This window comes from Streptomyces sp. NPDC051183, assembly GCF_040682455.1.
Taxonomy (GTDB): Bacteria; Actinomycetota; Actinomycetes; order Streptomycetales; family Streptomycetaceae; genus Streptomyces.
Window position 1 is genome coordinate 62,365 of sequence record NZ_JBFBBA010000020.1, and the last position, 22,973, is coordinate 85,337.

Consider the following 22,973-nt stretch of genomic DNA (forward strand, 5'->3'; position numbering starts at 1 on the left):
CCCGTGGCCCCGCCGCGGACTCCCAAGGGGGAACCGTGACGGACACCCGAGGACCGCAGGCACCGCAGCCCGGTCCGCCGCCCTACCACCCGCCGCAGGCCTACGCGGCGCCCTCGGGCCCGGGCATGGCCCGCGGCGGCGGTGACCCGGGTGCGCAGCGCAAGCCGCGCACCGGGGCCCGTACGGCGCCCAGGACGCGCAAGGCGCGGCTGCGGGTGGCCAAGGCCGACCCGTGGTCGGTGATGAAGGTCAGCTTCCTGCTGTCGATCGCGCTGGGCGTCTGCACGATCGTGGCGTCGGTGGTGCTGTGGATGGTCATGGACGCCATGGGCATCTTCTCGACCGTCGGCGGCACGATCAGCCAGGCGACCGGATCGAACGAGAGCAACGGCTTCGACCTCCAGGCGTTCCTGTCGCTGCCGCGCGTGCTGATCTTCACCTCGGTCATCGCGGTGATCGACGTGGTGCTGATGACGGCGCTGGCGACGCTCGGGTCGTTCATCTACAACCTGTCGGCCGGCTTCGTCGGCGGCGTGGAGCTCACGCTCGCCGAGGACGAATGACCGACGAATGACGGCCGGATGACCTGCGGGGACGGCTCCCGGCAACGGATTTTGGCCTGACCCGCTCTGTGCGCTAATCTTCAGGAGTCAGCGCGCAGCGCGGATGGGGCTATAGCTCAGTTGGTTAGAGCGCATCCCTGATAAGGATGAGGCCACAGGTTCAAATCCTGTTAGCCCCACAGTGTCAAAGACCCCCAGGCCCATGGCCTGGGGGTCTTTTTCGTAGGGCCAGTTGGCTGACCGGCAGGTCACCGATCGGTATCGGTCGGTGTGTATTGTTGGGCGCCAGAAGTCCCCTACGTCAACGAAAGACGAGGTCGCGCGGTGAAGAAGCTGCTCCTGGTCGCACTGGCCGCCATCGGCGGACTCCTCGTGTACCGCCAGATCCAGGCGGACCGCGCCGAGCAGGACCTGTGGACGGAGGCAACCGACTCCGTGCCTTCTGGTTCCGGTGTGTGAGACCCGAGGTTGATCCCAGAGCCCCGACTGCCGCTGCGGTCGGGGCTTTGTGCTGTTCTGTGACGAAAAGTTGCATTATGTAAAGATTTGGCTTGCGCTAGCAAACTCGGGGTGGGTCGGGGTGGGCGGGATGAGTCGGGTACGGACAAGAGTGCTGGTGGGAGCGGTGGCCCTGGGGGTCGTGGCCGCGGCGGCCGCGCCGTCGGCGGCGCAGCCGAGCCCGCAGCCGGTGCCCTCGTACCGGATGGCGGACGACGCGAAGAAGATCGAGGGCAAGCCCTCCAGCGACGGCGCTCCGCTCCTGGAGGCCGGGTCCGTCTACCGGGACGCCATCGCCCCCGGGGAGCGCGTCTACCGGCTCGTCCTCGACGACAGGTCCAGCGTGTACGTCTCCGCCGTGCTCCAGCCGCCGCAGGGCGCCAAGGTGGCGTACAACGACGGCATCCAGGTGGAGGTCATGACCACCGACGGCCGCGCCTGTTCGGGCAACCCCGGGCGGGACGCCTTCATGTACGACGCGGTACCCCTCAGCGCGATCGGCGTGCGGAGGCTGGCGGAGGACTCCGACTGCCAGCAGGGCGGGGTCTACTACGCGAAGGTCACCCGCACCGCGGCCAAGGGCTCCGACCAGGGCGAGTGGCCGCTGGAACTGCGGGTCCAGCGCGAGCCCGGCCTCGCCAAGGGCGGCGCGCCCACCACCGCGCCCAGCGTCTGGCCCTCGGCCTCCCCGACCCTGCCGGGCACCGAGTCCGTGCCCCGCAGCGGCGGCACCGGCTTCAACGACGCGCGCGCCCTGGGCAGCGGCGTGTGGCGCGACGAGCTGCGACCCGGCCAGACGCGGTACTACCGGGTGCCGCTCGACTGGGGGCAGCAGCTCAGCCTCGGGGCCGAACTCGCCGCCGCCAGCCGGACCAAGGATTCGGGGTCGGCCTCGCGCGGGCTCATGGTCTCGCTGTACACGCCCTACCGGGGGCTGGTGCAGTACAAGGACGCCAGTTACGACGGCAAGCAGGCCAGCGTCACGCTGCCGAAGACGGCGCCGGTGACGTACGAGAACCGCTACTCCGGCGACACCGCGGTGCGGCCGGTGCGCGTGTCCGGCTGGTACTACATCGCCGTGACCCTGGGCGGGAAGGTCGCCGAGTTCACCGAGGACGCCGTGCCGGTGCCGCTGACCCTGCGCATGGAGGTCCTCGGTGCCGCGGCCCAGGGGCCCGCGTACCGGGAGAGCCTCGCGGCGGGCGGCTTCGGGGTCGACGCCGAGGACCGGGCCGCGGCGAAGGACGGGCTCACCGCGGTGGAGGCCCACGACGCCGCCGGAAACCGCTCGGTGATGCGCGTCGTGGCCGGCGCCGGCTTCGGCACCGGGAGCCTGCTGCTGCTCGTGCTCGGCGGCTGGATGCTGCTGGCCCGGCGGAACCGGGCGCAGGCCGCCTAGAGCTGGGTCAGCGCCCAGGCTCCGACCGCGAAGCACAGCAGGGCGGCGGCGAGGATCCCGGCGGTGACCTTCGCGGGCGGCGGGGCGATGCCGCCGGTACGGGCCGCGGGCGCGGGCGCAGCCGTGGGCTCGGCGAGGTGCGAGGGCGGGACCGCCGGCGGCTGGAGGTGGAAGCTGCCCGTCTCCGAGGGGCCGAAGACCCCCAGGGGGGCCGTGGCGGGTGTCGTGACGGGTGTCGTGACGGGGGCCGCCGCGGTCGGCTGGTCCGCGATCGTCGTGCCGGTCGGAGCCGGAGCCGGGGTCGGGGTCGGGGTCGGGGTCGGAGTCGCCGGGCCGGGCGCGGGGGCCGTGGCCGCGGCCGTGGCCGCGCTCTGGGGGCCCTGGGGGGCGAAACCGGGCGGGAGCGGGCCGAGTTGGTCGAAAACCTCCACCGGGTCCTCGTCGGGCGCGGGCGCCGGCAGCAGCTCCACGGCCTCGGCAAGGGCCTTGCGTGCCCCTGTGGCGGTCTTGAACCGGTTCTGGGGGTCCGGCTGAAGCAGGTTGGCCAGAACGTCCCACAGGGGCGCAGGGACGCCTTCCGGGGCGCCGGGGGTCCCGTGGGCGAGGAAGTGCTCCACCAGGGCCTGCGCGTCGGGCTTGCGGCCCTGCAGCAGGTACAGGGCGACCAGTCCGACGGCGAACAGGTCGGCGGAGAAGTCGGGTTCGGCACCGAGCAGCTGCTCGGGCGCGAAGTAGCCCGGCGTACCTACCACGTAGTTGGTCTCGGTCAGCCGGGGCTCGCCCTTGCGCATGGAGATGCCGAAGTCGGACAGCCGCAGGTGCGGCCGCCCGGTTCCGGTGGCCTCCATCAGGATGTTGGCCGGTTTGATGTCGCGGTGGACGACACCCTCCGCATGCACCGCCGCCAGCCCCGACAGGAGCTGGTCGAGCAGCGTGCACACGAAACGGGGAGGCAGGGCCCCGTAGTCCCCGATCACATGGGCGAGGGAGCCGCCGGCGACGAGGTCCATCGTGAACAGGACCTTGTCGTCGTCCGCCGCCCAGCTGGCCGGGGCGAGTACGTGCGGGTGATCGATCCGCAGCGCCTGCTCACGCACGAACCGCAGCAGGGTGTGGGCATCGCTCTGCAGGAGGACCTTCGCGGCGACGTACCGGCGGCGCCGGTGGTCCCAGGACCGCCAGACGGCACCCGCGCCACCGCGGCCGATCGGATCGATCAGCTCGTACCGACCGGCGAAGATCTCACCCATCGCTGCGCTCGTCCCCCATGCCCGTTGTTTCGTTGCCCGTTCGTCCTGCGGTGCCGTGCGTGTCAGTTCTGGTGGGACTCGTAGTGGGCGACCGCTTCCGCGGTGCGGCCCGCGCCGTACACCCGGAGGAACTCTGCCAGTTCCGGGTGGCTGGGGGCGAGGGTGTCCGCCGCATCGATGATGTCGCCGGCCGCGGAGACCGAGCGCAGCAGCGACTGGATCTCACGGACGACGCGCTTGACGGTGGGCGCCCCGGAACTGGGGGTGGTCTGGCCGCTGTTGCTGAGGACGGAGCCTCCCTGGGTCTTCTTGATCTCGTCCATCCGGTCGGTGGCCTCCGCCGCGCTGACGCTCCCGTCGGCCACCTGGCCGGCGAGATCCTGGAGGGCCTGGACCCGCTGGACCACGGCCGGGTTCCCGATCTTGGCGCGCTGGCCGCTCATCAGCTGGGACAGCATCGGCGCCGACAGTCCGAGGACGGCAGCGAGGCGAGCCTGGTTCAAGCCGAGATCATCTATGAGCCGGCGGAAGAGCGCGCCGAGCGGCTCCCCGTACCAACTGCGCTGAAGCTCTCTGGCTCTGGCCGTGGCCTCTTGCTGTACTGCGTCCACTCTTACTACTCCCCTTCGCTGGTGCGAACCTCGCGAGCATCTTACGGAGAGTGGTCGCGGGGCGGGAGTCCCTATCATTTTGCGGGAAGAGGGGGTACACCCGGTACTCTGTTCTGCGGAACGTCCACTCCTTCACAGGGGACGGGCGCGTCCATTTCCAGGGGCCTTAGCTCAGCTGGTAGAGCGCTGCCTTTGCAAGGCAGATGTCAGGAGTTCGAATCTCCTAGGCTCCACCCCTGAAAGCCCCCCTGACCTGCGGAAACGCGGGCCAGGGGGGCTTTTTTCGTTTCCGGGCGGGGCTGTCCGGCAGGTGTCGCGCACGTCCTGTGACGGTACGGGTGCAGCCGGTCGAGGCGTCCGGTATCAGAACAGCAGGCGGATCCAGTCGGGGAGCGCGGACCCCGTGGCGGTGCCGAGGCCGGTGGCGATTCCGCCGATGAAACCGAGGATCACGACCGCGGCGGTGCGGCGGAGCCGGGAGTTCTTGCGCTGGGGGGCTTCGGGAGCCGTCTGGGTCATGCGTTCAGCTTGCGGCGTGGGGAAGGCGGTGCGCAGGGGTGCAACAGTTGCCAACGGCCCGCAACGCGTTGCCAATTCACGCGCAACAGTCCAGCGGGTCCAAGTGGGGGCCGAGACTGGGTCGGTGGCGATCAGTAGAAGTCGAAGCGGGGCCGGGTACCTCGGCCCGCTCCATCCGGAGGCGAGCCCGGAACGCCGGGAACTGGCGCTTGCCCTGCGCGAGTTGTTCCAGCGGCTCGACATGCCCCTGCGGGCGTACGCGCTCAAGGAGCCGCGCGATGCCAGCTCCGTGAGCCGCATGCTCAGCGGTGCGCGGGCGGCGCACGAGAACTTCGTGAAGAACCTCCTCCACGACGCGGGCGGGCCCCCTCGGCCGCCGCTGTCCGCGGAGGAGACCGCCCGGGTGTGGGCGCTGTTCCGCAAGGACGAGGAGAGCCGGATGGATCCGGCCACCCGCATCCGGCTCCTTGAGCGCACCCGGCGCGAGCAGGAGGTCCGCATACGGGAGCTGGAGAGCAGCCTGGCCGACGCGGACACGGACGGCGCCGCGGCCGAGCTGGACGCCCTGCGCCACCGGCTGCACCAGCGCGAGCAGGAGCTGGCCCGGGTCGAGCAGGAGCGTGATCAGCTGGCGCGGCGCATCGGGAAGCTGCTCGCCGAAGGAACGCCCGGACTCCAGGACGGCGCCGGTCCCGTCGTGATCCGGTCCTCGTTCGCCCCGTGGTACGACCCGCAGGCGCGGCCCGGCCGGGGCCGGTACTGGCCCGCGTACGTCGGGCTGCTGGAGCGGCGGGGGTGGTCGGCCTCCAGGGTGGCCGGCCTGGACGGGGTGACGGATCAGGTACTGGAGAAGCTGGCCGAACCGAGCGCGGCGGAGGCCTACCAGTCCAAGGGCCTGGTGATCACGCCCGTGGCGTCCGGCGCGAGCACCCACATCACCGGCATCGTGGCCAAGGCGGTGGACGCCGGCTACCGGCTCGTCATCGTGCTGACGGGACCGACCAACCTGCTGCGGTACCAGATGCAGCGGACCCTCGACCGCAATCTGGTGGGGCGGGAGAACATCCTGCGCGGCGCGGACGACTCCGGGGACTCCGACTACGCGGACGATCCGGATTGGTTCAGTGGGGACAGTTTCCTGCGGCATGGACAACTCCCCTCCTTGGACGGCGGGTTCGACATCGTCCGGCTGACGACGCGCGACAACGACTACAGGGGCCTGAGTCAAGGGCTCGCCGCACTGGACTTCGAGAAGCGGGTGCCGCGGCTGCCTCTGAACGATCCCGAGAACCTGCACGACACGTCCGTACGGCTCATGGTCGTGAAGAAGAACAAGAGCGTTCTGTCCAAGCTGCTCAAGGACCTGCGGCGCATCCACACGCCGCTGGCGGAGCTCCCCACGCTGATCATCGACGCCGGCGCGGAGTGGAATCCGGGCACTGCGGACACCTCCAGGAAGCCGACCGGAACGGGGAGGGCGGGCCTCACGTCCGTCAATGCCGCCACGGCGGAGCTGCTCGATCTCCTGCCCAGGGCGCAGTACGTCGCCTTCGCCACCTCACCCCTGGTCGGCACCCTCCTGGATCCGACCGCCTCGGAGGACCTGTTCCCGAGGGACTTCATCGTCTCCGTGCCGCGTCCCGCCGGCTATGTGGGAGTGGAGGACTTCCACGACCTCGACTCGGACGTCCCGGAGGAGCGGCGGACCATCGCCAACTCCCAGGAGAAGGCGCACGTCCGCAATCTCGTGCTCCGCGACGAGGACGACGGCCAGGGCGAGAGGCAGGCGATGGACATGTTCGTGCTGACCGGCGCGGTGAAGCTGTACCGGTCCGCGCGGGGCGAGGGAAGCTACGACCACCACGTCATGGTCGTCCTCTCCTCGGACCGCATCATCCGGCGGCGGGAAGAGGCCGCGCGCCTGCGCCGCCTCTGGTCCGAGGGTGCGTACGACCGGGCCGAGGGTCTGAGGCGTCTTCGAGAGCTGTACGAAAGGGACGTCGAGCCCGTTTCCCGGGTGCGGGCCGACGGACTTTCGGTCCCCGACTCCTTCGACGAGCTCGCTCCGTACGTCGTCGCCGCCCGGTCGCGGATCGACTCCGGCGGCGGCGCCGTCGTGATCGAGAGCGCATCCACGAACGGTGAACACGACGGGCACGAGCCGGACTTCGCTCAACCGCACGTCTGGAAGGTCTTCGTATGCGGCTCACGGCTCTCCCCCGGCGGCGCCGTCGAGGGTCTGACCGTCGTCTACCAGGGCCCGCGTACCGATCGCGCGGTGGGGCGGGCAGGGATGGGGTGCTGGGCCGGCTTCCGCGTCGGCTACCGGGACCTGATGCGGCTCTACTTCGCGCGGGTCCCGGACGCCACCGGTGAGGGTCTCTTCGAGGTCTTCGGGGCGGTATGCCGCAACGAGCGCACGTTCCACGAGGAGCTGGCGCGCTACGCCGTCGAGGTCGACGGCAGGCCACCGCTCACGCCGGCCCAGGTGCCCGCGCTGCTGGCCCAGCACCTGGGCGCGTCCGGCACCGGGCAGCCACGGAACACCCGCTTCGACACCGAACTGGTCGAGATCCGCTCGCCCGGCCAGTGGATCGAGCCCCTCAACCACCCCGTGGACGGGGAGGCGAAAGCCCGCAACGTCCAGCGGTGGCGGCCGCTGCTGGACGTTCTGGCGGAGCCACACGTGCTCAGCGGCCCGCCGGACAGCGGACGGTCCGTCTCCTTGCGTGCGCGCACCGGCCTGGTCCCGCACGCCCGCATGATGGATGTCCTCTCGGGACTGGACGGCCTGGGACCGCAGCTGCGCCCGCACCTGTCCTATCTGAAGCAGATGGGACGGGAGGCCGGGGACCAGTGGCTGCTGGTCCTGCCACACCTCGCCGACGGCGGCCCCACGGCATCGGTTCTCGGCTTCGAACCGCTGCCCCTCTTCCGCCGGTCGCGCCTGGCCGGCCGGGGCGGCCGGGGCGGCTTCCGAAGGATCACGAACCCGTCGCACCAGGCCGCGGTCGCGTCCGCGGTGGCCCGGAGCAACGGCGCGCTCCTGGGAGCCGTGCTCCTGTACCCCGTTCACGAAGCCGCGGACGACTCCGTCACGGCGGGTGGAGCGGACCCGTCGCAGCTCGTCATGGGGTTCGGCATCTACACCCCGGAGAGGGAGGACGGCCCGTTGCTTCGTTTCCGGGCCGTCCACAACCCCTGATGTTTCACGTGAAACATCAGGGGCGGCGCGGGCTCCGCAGAAGGGTCGCGGCGACGGCGGTGGCTGTCAGGAGCAGTCCGGCGCCGACCGCGAAGGCCAGGTGGTAGCCGCCGGTCAGGGCCTCGGCGGTGGTGCGGCCGGCGGACTCCAGGCTCCCGGTGCGCGCGGCGGCCAGGGTGGAGAGGACCGCGACGCCGAGCGCCATGCCGATCTGCTGGGTGGTGTTGAACAGTCCCGAGGCGAGTCCCGCGTCCTGTTCCCCGGCGCCGGACATGCCCAGCGTGGTCAGGGCGGGCAGGGCCAGGCCGAAGCCGGCGGCCAGCAGCATCACCGGAAGCAGGTCGGTGGCGTAGTCGGCGTGGACCGGCAGCCGGGTCAGCAGGCCGAGGGCCAGGACCAGCAGGGCGAGCCCGGCCAGCACCACGGCGCGCTCCCCGAAGCGGGCGTTGAGCCGGGACGAGGCGCCGAGCGAGACCGCGCCGATCACCGCGGCGGCGGGCAGCATCGCGAGACCGGTCTCGGCGGCTCCGTATCCCAGCACCTTCTGGAGGTAGAGCGCGACCAGGATCTGGAAGGAGAACAGCGCGGCCACCATCAGCATCTGCACCAGGTTCGCCCCGACCACCACCCTGGAGCGGAAGATCCTCAGGGGCATCAGCGGGGTGCGTGACGTGGCCTGGCGCAGGACGAAGGCGGCCAGCAGGGCTGCCGAGAGCGACCCGAAGCCGAGGGTGTGCGCGGCGGTCCAGCCGTACCGCTCGACCTCGACCACGGCGTAGATGCCCGCCATGAGCCCGGCGGTGACCAGCACCGCGCCGATGACGTCGGCCCCCGCGGCCAGCCCGAGGCCCCGGTCGGCGGGGAGCGCGGGCAGGGCCAGCAGGAGCGTCGCCAGCCCTATGGGCAGGTTGATGAAGAAGATCCAGTGCCAGTCGAGCGCATCGGTGAGGATCCCGCCGAGCACCTGGCCCAGGGAGGCTCCCGCCGCGCCGGTGAAGGAGAAGACGGCGATGGCCCTGGCCCGTTCCCGGGCCCCCGTGAACAGCGTGATCAGGATGCCGAGGCTGACGGCGGAGGCCATCGCGCTGCCCAGCCCCTGGAGGAAGCGGGCGGCGATGAGCACCGCGGGGGAGGAGGCGAAGCCGGCGAGGACCGAGGCGCCGGTGAAGACGGCGGTCCCGGCCAGGAACATCCGCTTGCGGCCGATCAGGTCGCCCAGGCGGCCGGCCAGGAGCAGCAGGCTGCCGAAGGCGATCAGGTAGGCGTTGACGACCCAGCTGAGGCCGCCGGGGCTGAAGCCCAGGTCGGCCTGGATGGCGGGCATCGCGACGGTGACGATGCTGCCGTCGAGGACGGTCATCAGCATGCCGGTGGAGAGCACGCCGAGTGCGGTCCAGCGGGAGCGGAGCCCGTGCGGACCGTCGGGAGGCGTGAGGCCCACGTCGGCAGCGGTGGCGTCGGTGCCAGCGGTGGCGGGTGCGGGAACGGAGGTGGGTGCGGCAGGCATCGGACTCTCCAGTCAGTGAGGGCGACTAGTGAGACCGTAGCAGATGGTTTTGTTGCAGACGATTTATTTCGGATCGAATTGCTAGACTGGGGGACATGACTGCCATGGCGCCCGCCCGGACCCAGCCCGACCTCTCGTTCCTCCTGGACCACACGAGCCACGTCCTGCGCACCCGTATGGCCGCCGCGCTCGGCGAGATCGGCCTGACCGCCCGTATGCACTGCGTCCTCGTGCACGCCCTGGAGGAGGAGCGCACCCAGGCCCAGCTCGCCGAGATCGGGGACATGGACAAGACGACGATGGTCGTCACCGTCGACGCCCTCGAAGAGGCCGGGCTCGCAGAGCGACGCCCCTCCACCAAGGACCGGCGGGCCCGGATCATCGCCGTCACGCAGGAGGGGGCCGAGGTCGCGGTCCGGAGCCAGCGGATCGTCGACCAGGTGCACGCCGACGCCGTCGCCTCCCTCGCGCCCGCCGACCGCCAGGCCCTCCTGCGCGGCCTCGCGCTCCTCGCCTCGGGGGACCTGGAGGCCCCGTCCGAAAGCCCCCGCCCGGCCCGTCGCGCCCGGCAGTGACGGCCCGTCGCGCCCGGCCGTCCCCCGGATGGCCCAGTCACAGGGCCGTCGGGAGCCCCGTGTCCGACAGTGGGTGAAGGCACTCAGCCCAGGGGGCAACACCACGCCGGAGGCTCAAGCTCATGGGAATGTTCGACTTCCTGAAGTCAGACAAGAAGAAGAGGCAAGAGGCGGCCGAGAAGGTCAAGGAGCAGGTGCAGCAACAGGCCGCCCCGGCGCCGGCAGCACCGTCCATGAACCCGCCGGCCGACACCGGGAGCAAGTACACCGACGCCGCCTCGGCCACCAAGGCCGCCGCCGAGCGGATGGCCGCCGCGGCGCCCCCCAAGCCCGCCCCCGCGCCGCCGAAGCCCGCCGCGCGCGCCCCCGCGCCGCACACCCCCACCCCGGCTTCGGCCGCGCACAAGGCGGTGCCCGCGGCCCCCACCCCCAAGCCCATGGCCGCCAAGAAGCGCACGTACACGGTGCGGTCGGGCGACTCGCTGTCCGCCATCGCCCGCCGCGAGCTGGGCAACGAGGCCCGCTGGCGCGAGCTCTACGCCATGAACAAGGGCGTGATCGGCTCCAACCCCGACCTCATCCGCCCGGGCATGGTGCTCACGCTCCCCGGCTGACCGCGCACGACGCGGTGACGCGGTGACGCGGTGACACTGTGACGCGGTGACACATGGCGGAGGGCCCGGATCCACAGGATCCGGGCCCTCCGCGCCAAGCCATCAGCGGCGCGTCAGCGCTTGTCCCGCTCCGCGTCCGCCTCGCGCTCCTTCGCCGCCAGCTCGTCGTCGAAACTCGCCGGCTCCTCGGCCCGCTCCGACAGCTCCGTGGCCGCCGGCGGCTCGACGAGCCAGTCCGGGTTCGACTGCTGGTCCCACCACTTCCAGGCCGCGAAGGCGCCGCCCGCGAGCAGGCCGACCAGCGCGACGCCCTTGCACACGCGGGCCGTGCGGGCACGACGCTCGTGGCGCCGCACCAGCTTCTGCACCTCCTTCGCCGATACCTGGCCGCGCAGGGCGGCCATCGCCGCCGTCGACCGCGACACGGCTTCCTCGGCCACCGGAGTGGCCGCCGCGAGCGCGCTCTCGAACCTCGGCTGGGTGTAATCGGCCGCGTGTCGCGCCGCCAGGCGCGTCTGCTTCACCGCCTTCGTCGCAGCCCGGTCCACATTCGGCGGCACGTGTGCGCGCGCCGCCCTGATCCGGGGATGCACATGGGTGTCGTACGAGACGCGGGCCTGCCGCGCGGCTTCGTTCGCCGCGTACGACACCTTCGGCGCCAGTCGCTCGTTGGCCTCTTGGGCGTAGTGCACCGCGGCATCCTTGGCGGATTCCGCGTACGGTGCCACCACTTCCGCCGCGTGCAGGAAACTCTCCCTGGCGCTCTCGGCTGCCAGGCGCACGCTGTCCTTGCGGGTCACGGGATCCTCCTCCTCGGTGGCGGACACAGTTCACCTTTCCACCCTTTGTCGGATCATGCCTGCCATACCGCCGAGCGGCATGCGTGACAGGGCATACGGGTGGAGGATTTCCGTCCGGCGCGCGGCTCCGTGCGAGTATCTGAAACCGACAGTGCTGACTATGGAAGGCAGATCCGTGGCCGAGAAGCTCTACGCCACCCTGAAGACCAACCTCGGGGACATCGAGATCGAGCTGCTGGCGAATTTCGCTCCGAAGACGGTCCGGAACTTCGTCGAGCTCGCCACGGGTGAGCGCGAGTGGACCCGCCCCACCGATGGCCAGAAGACCACGGACCCGCTCTACGACGGCACCCTCTTCCACCGTGTCATCAGCGGCTTCATGATCCAGGGCGGCGACCCGCTCGGAAACGGCACCGGCGGCCCCGGCTACCAGTTCGCCGACGAGTTCCACCCCGATCTGGCCTTCACCAAGCCCTACCTGCTCGCCATGGCCAACGCCGGCCCGGGCACCAACGGCTCCCAGTTCTTCATCACCGTCGCCCCCACCGCCTGGCTGACGCGCAAGCACACCATCTTCGGCGAGGTCACCGACGCGGCGAGCCGGAAGGTCGTGGACGCCATCGCCGCCAGCGCGACCAACCCGCGCACCGAGCGCCCGCTCGACGACGTGGTCATCCAGTCCGTCTCCGTCGAAAAGCGCTAGCGGACGCCCGGAAGCGCTGACGCTCCGCGTCGGGAACCTTTCCGCCCCGCCCGTCCGTACTCGATGTGTACCGGACCGGTGGGGCGGACCCGCTGTCCCGCCGCCGACCGAGGGGACCGATGGACACCGACCGTCTGCCGGGCTGCTACCGCCACCCGGACCGCGACACGGGCATCCGCTGCACGCGCTGCGAGCGCCCGATCTGCCCCGAGTGCATGATCAGCGCCTCGGTCGGCTTCCAGTGCCCCGAATGCGTACGAGGGGGATCGGGTACGGGCCACCGCCCCTCGGCCAACGCGCCGCGCACCCTCGCGGGCGGGGTGGTCGCCACCGATCCGCAGCTGATGACGAAGATCCTCATCGGGATCAATGTCGCGGTCTTCCTCGCGGCGGCCGTCTTCCCGGCGCTGACGATCCGCCTGGAGCTGCTCGGCCGCTACGTCGAGTACGTCGGGGCGCCGCTCGAAGGGGTCTCCACCGGTGAGTACTACCGGCTGCTGACCTCGGTGTTCCTGCATGTCGAGTGGTGGCACATCATCGGCAACATGCTCGGCCTGTGGTTCATCGGCGGGCCGCTCGAAGCGGCTCTGGGCCGGGCCCGCTACCTCGCGGTCTACCTGCTGTCGGGCCTGGGCGGAAGCGCCCTCGTCTATCTGCTGACCCAGCCGAACGCCCCGACCCTGGGCGCCTCCGGCGCCGTCTTCGGCCTGCTCGGCGCCACGGTCGTCCTCGCGCGCCGGCTGCGCTACGAGATGCGGCCGCTGGTCACGGTGGTCGTGCTCATGCTGGTGATGACGTTCGTACCGCTCGGCAGCGGTGTGAGCGTCTCCTGGCAGGCCCACATCGGCGGTCTGGTGACCGGCGCCCTGCTCGCCGCGGGGCTGCTGCGGCCGGCTGCCGCCAGGAACCGCACGCTCGTCCAGTGGGGCACCTGTGTGCTGGTGTTCCTGCTGGCGGCAGCCGTGATCGCGGTCCGGACGGCCGCACTCACCTGATCACACCGGCGTCAACTCTCCACAGAGTTATCCACAGATCTTCTGTCTTTTCCTCAGGTGTGGATGACGCTGTGGATAACTCATGGGGAGAGCTTGCGCGGCCGGTACTACCGCGCTTCTACTTCCACTGAGTGGAGACGCCGAATCCCGCGGCGATGAATCCGAAACCGACCACGATGTTCCAATTGCCCAGCGCCTCGATGGGCAGCTGGGTGTCGGTCACGTAGAAGACGACAATCCACGCGAGACCGATCAGGAAGAACGCCAGCATGACCGGGGCGACCCAGCTGCGGTTGGTCAGCCTGATCGTCTGCGCCTGCTTCGTCGCCGGCGGCGGGGTGTAGTCGTCCTTCTTGCGGATACGTGACTTCGGCACGAGGGGTTCTCCTGTCGATGCGCTGGGGACGTTGCCTCCCCCGGGCGTCCGTTAGCGTAGTGGACCTGTGGCGTTGAAGGAGAAGGGTACGTTGAGCAATTCCGACGACTCCTCCGCGGGTACCCCCCGGCGGGTCAGACCGGTCCGCCTGCTGACGGCCTCGGTCTTCGCCCTGGCCGGCCTGATCTTCGTCACCAGCTTCAACACTTCCAAGGGTACGAACATCCGCACGGATGCCTCGCTCCTCAAGCTCTCGGACCTCGTCCAGGAGCGCAGCCAGAACAACGCTGAGCTGGAGAAGAGCACCGGAGCGGTACGCGCCCGGGTGGACGCCCTCGCCGAGCGCGACGACGGCAGCACCAAGGCGGAGGACGCCAAACTGGCGGCCCTGCGGGCGGCCTCGGGCACGGAGGAACTCTCCGGCAAGGCCCTCACGGTCACCCTCAACGACGCGCCGCCGAACGCGACCGCCCGCATCCCCAACGTCCCCGAGCCGCAGCCCAACGACCTGGTGATCCACCAGCAGGACCTCCAGGCCGTCGTGAACGCCCTCTGGCAGGGCGGGGCCCAGGGCGTCCAGGTCATGGACCAGCGCCTGATCTCCACCAGCGCGGTGCGCTGCGTGGGCAACACCCTGATCCTCCAGGGCCGGGTGTACTCGCCCCCGTACAAGATCACGGCGATCGGCGACCCGGGCGCGCTGCGCAAGGCGATGGCGGCCTCCCCGGCCCTGCAGAACTACCAGCTGTACGTGAACGCGTACGGTCTCGGCTGGAAAGTGGACGAGCACAAGGCGCTGACACTGCCCGGCTACTCCGGCACAGTGGACCTCCACTATGCGAAGCCCGTGGGCCCCAACTCCGAGACGGGCGCGCCCTGAGAGGGTCCGCGCCGAGGCCGTCCTGCACCTCGTGGTGCGGACGTTCAGCGAGGTGTGCCTGACCGCGGGCACCCTCATCGTGCTCTTCGTCGCCTACGTCCTGCTGTGGACCGGGGTCAAGGCCGACCGGGCCATGGACGGGGAGATGACGCGGCTGCGCGACAGCTGGGCGGCGGCGCCCGCGGCCGCTCCGCAGCCGGCGCCCGAGCAGGCCCCTGCTCCGACCACTGCACCGCCACCCCCCGCGTACCCCGAGGGCCGGGCCTTCGCCGAGATGCACGTCCCCCGCTTCGGAGCGGACTGGAACAAGCCGGTCCTCGAGGGCACGGGCACCGAGGTCCTCAAGAAGGGCCTCGGCCACTACGCCGGCACGGCCCGCCCCGGCGGAACGGGAAACTTCGCGGTGGCGGGCCACCGGCGCACTTACGGCGACCCCTTCAAGGACGTCCCGGAGCTGCGCCCCGGCGACCTCGTGATCCTCAAGGACGCCGCGGGCTGGTACACGTACACGGTCCGCGCCGAACCCCTGCGCATCCAGCCGGACGAGGTCGGCGTGGTCGACCCGGTGCCCCGCCGCTCGCCCTTCACCACCCCGGGCCGGTACCTGACGCTGACCACCTGCGACCCGGAATGGGGCCACAGCCACCGCCTCGTCGTCTGGGCCGAACTGACCGGTACGCGGCCCGTCTCACAGGGTGGACCGGAGGGTTTGCCAAGGTGACCCACCACGCCGGGCAGGTGCCTTTAGGCTGTGGACGTACCGCCCCTGCGGTGCGTTGAACGATCGTGGACGAAAAGGACACAGGCGGCATGTACGGCTGGATCTGGCGGCACCTGCCGGGCAATGCGTGGGTACGCGCGGTGATCTCTCTCGTACTGGTCCTCGCGGTGGTGTTCGTGCTGTTCCAGTACGTCTTCCCGTGGGCCGAGCCGCTCCTCCCGTTCAACGATGTGACGGTGGACGAAGGATCGGGAGCCACTCCGTGAGCGCGCGCATTCTGGTTGTCGACAACTACGACAGCTTTGTCTTCAACCTGGTCCAGTACCTGTACCAGCTCGGCGCCGAATGCGAGGTGCTGCGCAACGACGAGGTCGAGCTCGCGCACGCCCAGGACGGCTTCGACGGGGTCCTGCTGTCGCCCGGGCCGGGCACGCCCGAAGAGGCCGGCGTCTGCATCGACATGGTCCGCCACTGCGCGGACACGGGCGTTCCGGTCTTCGGCGTGTGCCTCGGCATGCAGTCGATGGCGGTCGCGTACGGGGGCGTCGTGGGCCGGGCGCCGGAGCTGCTGCACGGCAAGACCTCCCCGGTGGTCCACGAGGGCCTCGGGGTGTTCGAGGGGCTGCCGTCGCCGTTCACCGCGACCCGCTACCACTCACTGGCGGCCGAGCCGCAGACCCTGCCGGACGCGCTGGAGGTCACGGCGCGGACCGAGGACGGGATCATCATGGGCCTGCGCCACCGGGAGCACGACGTCGAGGGCGTGCAGTTCCACCCCGAGTCGGTGCTCACCGAGTGGGGTCACCGGATGCTCGCGAACTGGCTGGTGCGGTGCGGCGACGCGGGTGCCGTGGAGCGCTCGGTGGGGCTGGCCCCGGTGGTGGGCAAGGCCGTCGCGTGACGGCGTTCGCGCCGTCCGCGCCCACAGAGGGCCGGGCCGCGCGGCGCAGGGCAGCTCAGGAGGCCGCGAAGCGTCCGCGCTCGCGGCGGGGGGCCACGGGGCGCCGGCGCAGGCGCCCCGCCTCCGGCGGCCCGGTGGTGGTGATGAGCCGGCTGGCCGGGGAACTGTTCATCACGCTCGGGCTGGTGATGCTGCTGTTCGTCGCCTACCAGCTCTGGTACACGAACCTGCTGGCCGAGCGGACCGTGAACGGCGCCGCCGGCTCGCTGCGCCAGACCTGGCAGCGGGACCAGGGCGGGGCGGCCGCGCCGCCCGTCTCGGCCTTCGAACCGGGCCAGGGCTTCGCCATCCTCCACATCCCGAAGCTGGACGTGAAGGTCCCGGTCGCGGAGGGGATCAACAAGGCGAAGGTGCTGGACAAGGGCCTGGTCGGGCACTACAGCGAGGGCTCGCTCAAGACGGCCATGCCGTCCGACCCGCAGGGCAACTTCGCGGTCGCCGGGCACCGGAACACGCACGGCGAACCGTTCCGCTTCATCAACCGGCTGGTGCCGGGTGACCCGGTCGTGGTCGAGACGGGCGACGCGTACTACACCTACGAGATCACCTCGCAGCTGGCGCAGACACCGCCGACCAACGTGTCGGTGCTGAAGCCGGTGCCCGAGGGATCGGGCTTCACGGCACCGGGCCGCTACCTCACGCTGACGACGTGCACCCCGGAGTTCACCAGCACCTACCGGATGATCGTATGGGGCAGGATGGTCGACGAACGCCCCCGCAGCCAGGGTGCCCCGCCCGCGATGGCCGCCCCGTAGCCGCCCTCCCCGCAGCCCCGCCCTAAGGACGAATCAGCAGTGTCACGTGCCCGCCGCCGCGCCGCGGCTCCCGACCGCAGTGTGCTCGCCGGCTTCCTGAGTCTGCTGGGCGAGCTCCTGATCACGGTCGGGCTGGTGCTGGGCCTGTTCGTGGCGTACTCGCTGTGGTGGACGAACGTGCTCGCGGACCGCCACGCGTCGGCGCGCGGCGATCAGATCCGCCAGCAGTGGCAGCAGCCGGCGGCCCCGGCGCCGTCGGCGGCACCCGCCGAGCCCGGAGCGCTGGACACCCAGGGCGGGCTCGGCTTCCTGCACGTGCCGGCGATGAAGAACGGCGAGGTGCTGGTGAAGCGGGGCACCGACCCGGACGTCCTCAACGACGGGGTCGCCGGCTACTACACGGACCCGGTGAAGTCGGCCCTCCCGTGGGACCCGACGGGCAACTTCACGCTGGCGGCGCACCGGGACGGGCACGGGGCGAAGTTCCACAACATCGACAAGGTGAAGACGGGCGACGCGGTCGTCTTCGAGACGCGGGACACCTGGTACGTCTACAAGGTCTTCGCGGAGCTGCGGCAGACCTCGAAGTACAACGTGGACGTGATCAACCCGGTCCCCAAGGAGTCCGGCAGGACGGCCCCGGGGCGCTACATCACCCTGACCACCTGCACCCCCGTGTACACCTCGAAGTACCGCTACGTCGTATGGGGCGAGCTCGTCCGCACGGAGAAGGTCGACGACAAGCGCACCCCGCCGGCGGAGCTGCGCTGACGCGCCCCCGGAGCCCCAGTGGCCCCGGAGGCCACGGCCGTACGCGCGAGGGCGCAGGCGGCCGCGCAGAGCCCCTGCGGAGGCCGTGTAAAAGGCCCGGCTCCTCTCGATCGAGAGGAGCCGGGCCCTTTTCGCGTACTGCCCGTCGTACCGGGGCTAGCGGCGCTGGCCGCCGGTGAGGCCTCCGAAGAAGCCGCCGCCGTTGCCGTTGCCGCCGTCCTGCTGGCCGGCGAGCGTCTGGACGTTGACGACCTGGCCCGTGGCGACCGGGGTGCCGGCTGCCGGGTCGGACCGGATGATGATCGCGGTGTCGTCCGACGGGCCCGCCAGGACCGAGCCGAAGGCCAGGCCCTTGGCGGCGAGCTCCGCCTTGGCCTGAGCGACGGTCTTGCCGGCCAGGACCGGGACCTGCGTCTGCTGCGAGGCCTTGGCGATGGTCACGTTGACGGTGTCGCCCACGTTGACCTGCTCACCCGGGGCGTACTGCTGCCCGATGACCGTCTTCGGCGGCGAGCCGGGGGAGTCCTGCTCCGTGGTGCTGCCCAGCTTGAGCTTGACCTCGGCCAGTGCCTTGACGGCCTGTTCCTTGGTCTTGCCCGTCAGGTCCGGGACGATCGCCTTGGACTGCTCCTTGGCGACGGTCAGCGTGATGAGCGAGCCCTTCTCGGCGTCGGTGCCGCTCTTCACGCTCTGCTCCAGGACGGTGCCGACGGTCCGCTCGGACTCGGTCGACTTCTTCTCGACCTGGAAGCCCTTGTCCTTGAGCGCCTGCTCCGCCTTCTCGTACGACATGTTGAGCACGTCGGGGACGGACACCTTGGGCGCACCGGTGGAGATCTTCACCTTGACGACGGTCTTCTTGTCGACCTTGGTGTCGGGCGCCGGGTTCTGCGAGCAGACGTTGCCCTTCGCCTGGTTCTCGCAGGCCTCCTCGCCCTCCTTCTCCACGGTCAGGCCGACGTTCTCGCCGCTCTTCTGCGCGAGTTCGAAGGTCTGCCCGATGAGCTTGGGAACGGCAGGCCGGTTGTCGGCGCCGTTGCTGAAGAGGGAGCGGCCGATGAGGATCGCGCCGACCAGGACGAGGATGCCGGCCGCGACCAGCAGGATCGTGGAGGCCCTGCTCTTCTTCTGCTGCCTGCGGCCGTGGCCGCCCTGGTCGTAGCCGCCGTGGCCCTGGTCCCCGTACCCGTATCCGCCGTCGCCCGGGGGCATCGGCGGGAGCATGGAGGTCTGGCCGGCGTCGGCGGTGCGCAGGGCGGTGGTGGGCTGGTCGTAGCCCTGGTGTCCGTAGCCGTGCCCCTGGTCGGGGTAGCCGTAGGCGCCCGCGCCCATGGCGGCGGTCGCGGCGACGGGCTGGCCGTCGAGGCAGGCCTCGATGTCGGCGCGCATCTCGTCGGCGGACTGGTAGCGGTAGTCGGGGTCCTTGACCAGCGCCTTCAACACGATCGCGTCCATCTCGGGCGTGATCTCGGGGTCGAAGTTCGACGGGGGCTGGGGCTCTTCCCGTACGTGCTGGTAGGCGACGGCCACCGGGGAGTCGCCGACGAACGGCGGGCGCACGCTCAGCAGCTCGTAGAGCAGGCAGCCGGCCGAGTAGAGGTCGGACCGCGCGTCGACCTGCTCGCCCTTGGCCTGCTCCGGGGAGAGGTACTGGGCGGTGCCGATGACGGCGGCGGTCTGGGTCATGGTCATGCCGGAGTCGCCCATGGCACGGGCGATGCCGAAGTCCATGACCTTGACCTGGCCGGTACGGGTGAGCATGACGTTGGCGGGCTTGATGTCGCGGTGGACGATGCCGGCGCGGTGCGAGTACTCGAGGGCCTGGAGGATGCCGATGGTCATTTCCAGGGTGCGCTCGGGCAGCAGCTTGCGGCCGGAGTGCAGGAGCTCGCGCAAGGTTGAACCGTCGACGTACTCCATCACGATGTACGGGATGGAGATGTTGTCGACGTAGTCCTCGCCGGTGTCGTACACGGCGACGATCGCCGGGTGGTTGAGCGATGCGGCCGACTGGGCCTCGCGCCGGAACCGGGCCTGGAAGGACGGATCGCGGGCGAGGTCGGCGCGCAGGGTCTTGACGGCGACGGTACGGCCGAGCCGGGTGTCGTGGGCGAGGTAGACCTCGGCCATGCCACCACGGCCGAGCACGTGGCTCAGCTCGTACCGGCCGCCGAGGCGACGCGGCTCTTCCATAACGTTGCAGCCCTCTCCGTCAGTCCCGACCGCACCCGTGTGTGGTCCGGCGGTGTGCTGTTCGCCGCAAAGGCTACCGGCCGATCGTCGGTGATCGGTTCGTGACCACAGGCTGATACCGGACCGGTACCGTACGCTCGGATCCGGGCCGGAATCAGTGATCCGGGTCACATCGGCTGGCCTGTGCGGTTACCCCTTGTTGCTCGCCAGTACGGCTTCCATGACGGCCTTGGCGACCGGTGCGGCGAGGCCACCGCCGGAGATGTCCTCGCGGCTGGCGTCGCTGTCCTCGATGACGACGGCGACGGCGACCGGGGACGTGCCGTCCTTGTTCTCGGCGTAGGAGATGAACCAGGCGTAGGGGCGCTTCTTGTTGCCCTCGCCGTGCTGGGCGGTACCGGTCTTGCCGCCGACGACCACGTCGCGGATCTTGGCGTTGCCGCCGGTGCCGTTCTCGACGACGTTGACCATCATCTGCTGGACCTTCTGCGCGTTGGCGGCGGAGAGGGGCCGGCTCATTTCCTGCGGCTCGTGCTTCTCGATGACGTCGAGGTTGGGCGCGGTGAGCTGGGCGACCATGTACGGCTTCATCAGCTTGCCGTCGTTGGCGATGGCGGCGGTGACCATGGCCATCTGGAGCGGCGTGGCGGCGGTGTTGAACTGGCCGATGGCGCTCTGGGCGTTGCCGTCCTTGCTCATCGTCTTGTCGTAGACGCTGGCGAAGGCGCGGACGGGGGTGTCGATCTTGTCGTTGTTGAAGCCGAACTTCTCGGCGGTCTTCACCATGTTGTCCCGCCCCACCTTGTCGCCCATGTTGGCGAAGACGGAGTTGCAGGAGACCCGCAGCGCGTTGTTCAGGCTCGACTTCTCGCACCCGCTGGCGTGGTTGACCATCGGGGTCCTGGTGCCGGGCAGGATGTACGGCTCCGGGGTGTCGGTCGGCGCGTCGATGTCGCTGACGACACCGTGCTCCAGGGCGGCGGCGGCGGTGAGGACCTTGAAGGTGGAACCCGGCGGGTAGGTCTCGCGCAGGGCCCGGTTGACGAGGTTCTTGTCCTCGCTGTCCTTCAGGGCGACCCAGGCCTTCTCGTCGTTCTTGGAGTTGCCGGCGAAGCTCGACGGGTCGTACGAGGGGGTGCTGACCAGGGCCAGGATGGCGCCGGTCTGCGGGTCGATCGCGGCGACGGCGCCCTTCTTGTCCCCGAGCTTGGCGAAGGCGGCCTTCTGGGCCTCGGGGTTCAGGGTGGTGACGACGTTGCCGCCCTGCTTCTTCTCGCCGGTGAACATGCCGATGGTGCGGTCGAAGAACAGCCGGTCGTCGTTGCCGGTGAGGATGCCGTCCTCCAGGGACTCCAGCTGCGTGGAGCCGAAGGCCTGCGAGGCGTACCCCGTGACGGGCGCCCAGAGGGGGCCGTCGAGGTAGGTCCGCTTGTACTTGTAGTCGCTGCCGTCGGTGGTCGCCGAGCCCGTGATCGGGTTGCCCTTGACGATGATGTTGCCGCGCTCGGTGGCGTACTGGGCGATCTGGACCCGGCGGTTCTCCTTGCGGGTGCTCAGCTCCTCGGCCTTGACGTACTGGAGCCAGTTGGTCCGCACGAGCAGCGCGAGGACGAGCAGCCCGCAGAACAGCGAGATGCGGCGCAGGGGCTTGTTCATGACGGGCGGACCACCTGGGTCATCTCGGAGTCGGGGGACGGGGCGGGGGCCGGGGCAGGGCGGCGTGCGGTGTCGCTGATCCGGATGAGGATGCCGATGAGGGCCCAGTTCGCGAGGACGGAGGAACCGCCCGAGGCGAGGAAGGGCATGGTCATGCCGGTGAGGGGGATGAGGCCCATGACTCCGCCGGCGACGACGAAGATCTGGAGGGCGAAGGCGCCGGACAGCCCGATGGCGAAGAGCTTGCCGAAGGGGTCGCGGGCGGCGAGGGCGGTGCGCACACCGCGCTCGATGATCAGGCCGTAGAGCAGGAGGAAGGCCATGACGCCGGCGAGGCCGAGCTCTTCGCCGACGGTGGAGAAGATGAAGTCGGAGTTGGCGGCGAACCCGATGAGGTCGGAGTTGCCCTGTCCCCAGCCGGTGCCGAGGACCCCGCCGGAGCCGAAGCTCATGATCGACTGCCCGACCTGCTCGCAGGCGCCGGACTTGGTGTAGCAGGCGAAGGGGTCGAGCCAGGCCGTCACTCGGGCCTTGACGTGGCTGGCCGTGGCACCGACGACGGCGGCGCCGCCCACGCTCATCAGCAGGCCGATGACGATCCAGCTGGTGCGCTCGGTGGCCACGTACAGCATGATCACGAACATGCCGAAGAAGAGCAGCGAGGTGCCGAGGTCGTTCTCGAAGACGAGGACGAGCAGGCTCATCGCCCAGATCATCAGGATCGGGCCGAGGTCGCGGCCGCGCGGCAGGTAGAGGCCCATGAACCGGCGGCTGGCCAGGGCCAGGGCGTCGCGCTTCACCATCAGGTAGCCGGCGAAGAAGATGGCGATGACGATCTTCGCGAACTCGCCGGGCTGGATGGAGAAGCCGCCGACGCTGATCCAGATCTTGGCGCCGAAGACGTCGGCGCCCAGGCCCGGGATGACGGGCAGGATCAGCAGCACCAGCGACGCGGCCATCGAGATGTACGTGAAGCGCTGGAGCGTGCGGTGGTCCTTGAGCACCAGCAGCACGCCGGCGAACAGGGCGATGGCGAGTGCCGTGTACAGCATCTGGCGGGGGGCGGACTCGGTGAAGGCGCCGAAGCTGCGCTTGGCGAGGTTCTGCAGGCGGACGGACTGGTCGAGGCGCCAGATCAGGACGACGCCGAGTCCGTTGAGCAGGGTGGCGAGCGGCAGCAGGAGCGGGTCGGCGTACTTGGCGTAGCGGCGTACGACGAGGTGGGCGATGCCGGCGAGCACGGCGAAGCCGAGCCCGTACGTGAACATGCCCGGGGGCAGCTTGTCGTGGATCGACAAGCCCACGTTGGCGTAGGCGAAGATCGGGATGACCACGGCGAAGCCGAGCAGCAGGAGCTCGGTGTTCCGCCGGCTCGGCAGCTCGATGGCGCCGATGGTGGTCGTGTTGGTGACAACGCTCAT

Annotated in this window: 22 protein-coding genes, 2 tRNA genes and 1 pseudogene; 16 read left to right on the plus strand and 9 right to left on the minus strand. The window is 70.4% G+C overall.

Features of this window, described 5'->3' with window-relative positions; translation table 11 throughout:
- Positions 1-35: 35 nt before the first annotated feature.
- The 4 genes from AB0M99_RS19290 to AB0M99_RS19305 all read left to right on the plus strand — a co-directional run bounded on the left by AB0M99_RS19290 (position 36) and on the right by AB0M99_RS19305 (position 2,460).
- A complete protein-coding gene (locus AB0M99_RS19290) occupies positions 36-563 on the plus strand; it encodes a DUF3566 domain-containing protein (protein ID WP_365921896.1) in 528 nt (175 codons plus the stop codon).
- Between the two features lie 105 nt (positions 564-668).
- A tRNA-Ile gene (locus AB0M99_RS19295) sits at positions 669-742 on the plus strand.
- A gap of 145 nt (positions 743-887) precedes the next feature.
- Entirely contained in the window at positions 888-1,022 is a 135-nt protein-coding gene (locus AB0M99_RS19300; protein ID WP_208809277.1) for a DLW-39 family protein, read from the plus strand.
- A 130-nt stretch (positions 1,023-1,152) separates the two neighbouring features.
- Positions 1,153-2,460, plus strand: coding sequence for a hypothetical protein (locus AB0M99_RS19305; RefSeq protein ID WP_365921899.1), 1,308 nt, complete (start codon positions 1,153-1,155; stop codon positions 2,458-2,460).
- On the opposite strand, the gene AB0M99_RS19310 is transcribed toward AB0M99_RS19305, so the two are convergent.
- Both AB0M99_RS19310 and AB0M99_RS19315 read right to left on the minus strand, forming a co-directional pair.
- Positions 2,457-3,710: a serine/threonine-protein kinase gene (locus tag AB0M99_RS19310; RefSeq protein WP_365921901.1), complete on the minus strand. Its 1,254-nt coding sequence runs from the start codon at positions 3,708-3,710 to the stop codon at positions 2,457-2,459. The genes AB0M99_RS19305 and AB0M99_RS19310 overlap by 4 nt on opposite strands.
- A 62-nt stretch (positions 3,711-3,772) precedes the next feature.
- On the minus strand, positions 3,773-4,321 hold the full coding sequence (locus AB0M99_RS19315) for a DNA-binding protein (RefSeq protein WP_365921903.1): 549 nt from the start codon (positions 4,319-4,321) through the stop codon (positions 3,773-3,775).
- Positions 4,322-4,481: 160 nt separating this feature from the next.
- Between AB0M99_RS19315 and AB0M99_RS19320 the strand changes: the two genes are divergently transcribed.
- Positions 4,482-4,554: transfer RNA gene (locus tag AB0M99_RS19320), tRNA-Ala, on the plus strand.
- Between the two features lie 130 nt (positions 4,555-4,684).
- Here the strand turns inward: AB0M99_RS19320 and AB0M99_RS19325 are convergent.
- Entirely contained in the window at positions 4,685-4,840 is a 156-nt protein-coding gene (locus AB0M99_RS19325; RefSeq protein WP_365921905.1) for a hypothetical protein, read from the minus strand.
- A gap of 124 nt (positions 4,841-4,964) precedes the next feature.
- On the opposite strand from AB0M99_RS19325, the gene AB0M99_RS19330 reads away from it, so the two are divergent.
- Entirely contained in the window at positions 4,965-8,045 is a 3,081-nt protein-coding gene (locus AB0M99_RS19330) for a Z1 domain-containing protein (RefSeq protein ID WP_365921907.1), read from the plus strand.
- 16 nt (positions 8,046-8,061) lie between these two features.
- Here the strand turns inward: AB0M99_RS19330 and AB0M99_RS19335 are convergent, their stop codons facing one another.
- Positions 8,062-9,411, minus strand: coding sequence for an MFS transporter (locus AB0M99_RS19335; RefSeq protein ID WP_365922039.1), 1,350 nt, complete (start codon positions 9,409-9,411; stop codon positions 8,062-8,064).
- A 236-nt stretch (positions 9,412-9,647) separates the two neighbouring features.
- Here AB0M99_RS19335 and AB0M99_RS19340 point away from each other — a divergent pair, with 236 nt between their 5' ends.
- On the plus strand, positions 9,648-10,127 hold the full coding sequence (locus tag AB0M99_RS19340; protein WP_365921909.1) for a MarR family transcriptional regulator: 480 nt from the start codon (positions 9,648-9,650) through the stop codon (positions 10,125-10,127).
- 122 nt (positions 10,128-10,249) lie between these two features.
- Positions 10,250-10,741, plus strand: a complete 492-nt coding sequence (locus tag AB0M99_RS19345) for a LysM domain-containing protein (protein WP_365921911.1) — start codon at positions 10,250-10,252, stop codon at positions 10,739-10,741.
- Positions 10,742-10,854: 113 nt separating this feature from the next.
- Here the strand turns inward: AB0M99_RS19345 and AB0M99_RS19350 are convergent, their stop codons facing one another.
- Entirely contained in the window at positions 10,855-11,541 is a 687-nt protein-coding gene (locus tag AB0M99_RS19350; RefSeq protein ID WP_365922040.1) for a DUF5324 family protein, read from the minus strand.
- Positions 11,542-11,716: 175 nt separating this feature from the next.
- Between AB0M99_RS19350 and AB0M99_RS19355 the strand changes: the two genes are divergently transcribed.
- Together AB0M99_RS19355 and AB0M99_RS19360 are read left to right on the plus strand one after the other, a co-directional pair.
- Positions 11,717-12,244, plus strand: coding sequence for a peptidylprolyl isomerase (locus AB0M99_RS19355; protein ID WP_365922042.1), 528 nt, complete (start codon positions 11,717-11,719; stop codon positions 12,242-12,244).
- Between the two features lie 119 nt (positions 12,245-12,363).
- Complete coding sequence (locus AB0M99_RS19360) at positions 12,364-13,239, plus strand: rhomboid family intramembrane serine protease (RefSeq protein WP_365921913.1); 876 nt, start codon at positions 12,364-12,366, stop codon at positions 13,237-13,239.
- Between the two features lie 118 nt (positions 13,240-13,357).
- On the opposite strand, the gene crgA is transcribed toward AB0M99_RS19360, so the two are convergent.
- Positions 13,358-13,615, minus strand: coding sequence for a cell division protein CrgA (gene crgA / locus AB0M99_RS19365; protein ID WP_365921915.1), 258 nt, complete (start codon positions 13,613-13,615; stop codon positions 13,358-13,360).
- A gap of 91 nt (positions 13,616-13,706) precedes the next feature.
- On the opposite strand from crgA, the gene AB0M99_RS19370 reads away from it, so the two are divergent.
- The 6 genes and pseudogenes from AB0M99_RS19370 to AB0M99_RS19395 all read left to right on the plus strand — a co-directional run bounded on the left by AB0M99_RS19370 (position 13,707) and on the right by AB0M99_RS19395 (position 17,703).
- A complete protein-coding gene (locus AB0M99_RS19370) occupies positions 13,707-14,495 on the plus strand; it encodes a DUF881 domain-containing protein (protein WP_365921917.1) in 789 nt (262 codons plus the stop codon).
- 22 nt (positions 14,496-14,517) lie between these two features.
- A complete protein-coding gene (locus AB0M99_RS19375) occupies positions 14,518-15,216 on the plus strand; it encodes a class E sortase (RefSeq protein ID WP_365922044.1) in 699 nt (232 codons plus the stop codon).
- A gap of 89 nt (positions 15,217-15,305) precedes the next feature.
- A complete protein-coding gene (locus AB0M99_RS19380) occupies positions 15,306-15,482 on the plus strand; it encodes a hypothetical protein (protein ID WP_365921919.1) in 177 nt (58 codons plus the stop codon).
- Positions 15,479-16,117, plus strand: a complete 639-nt coding sequence (locus AB0M99_RS19385) for an aminodeoxychorismate/anthranilate synthase component II (protein WP_365921921.1) — start codon at positions 15,479-15,481, stop codon at positions 16,115-16,117. Before AB0M99_RS19380 ends, AB0M99_RS19385 begins: the two co-directional genes overlap by 4 nt.
- Positions 16,118-16,248: 131 nt before the next feature.
- Positions 16,249-16,932 (plus strand): annotated as a pseudogene (locus AB0M99_RS19390) (class E sortase); the annotation flags it as partial.
- Between the two features lie 39 nt (positions 16,933-16,971).
- Positions 16,972-17,703 carry a class E sortase gene (locus AB0M99_RS19395; protein ID WP_365921922.1) on the plus strand — a complete coding sequence of 244 codons (732 nt, stop codon included), beginning with the start codon at positions 16,972-16,974 and terminating at the stop codon, positions 17,701-17,703.
- A gap of 156 nt (positions 17,704-17,859) precedes the next feature.
- On the opposite strand, the gene pknB is transcribed toward AB0M99_RS19395, so the two are convergent.
- From pknB to AB0M99_RS19410, 3 genes are all read right to left on the minus strand, one after another.
- Positions 17,860-19,896, minus strand: coding sequence for a Stk1 family PASTA domain-containing Ser/Thr kinase (pknB, locus tag AB0M99_RS19400; protein WP_365921924.1), 2,037 nt, complete (start codon positions 19,894-19,896; stop codon positions 17,860-17,862).
- Between the two features lie 189 nt (positions 19,897-20,085).
- Positions 20,086-21,552, minus strand: a complete 1,467-nt coding sequence (locus tag AB0M99_RS19405) for a penicillin-binding protein 2 (RefSeq protein WP_365921926.1) — start codon at positions 21,550-21,552, stop codon at positions 20,086-20,088.
- Complete coding sequence (locus AB0M99_RS19410; protein ID WP_365921928.1) at positions 21,549-22,973, minus strand: FtsW/RodA/SpoVE family cell cycle protein; 1,425 nt, start codon at positions 22,971-22,973, stop codon at positions 21,549-21,551. The genes AB0M99_RS19405 and AB0M99_RS19410 overlap by 4 nt, the downstream gene beginning before the upstream one ends.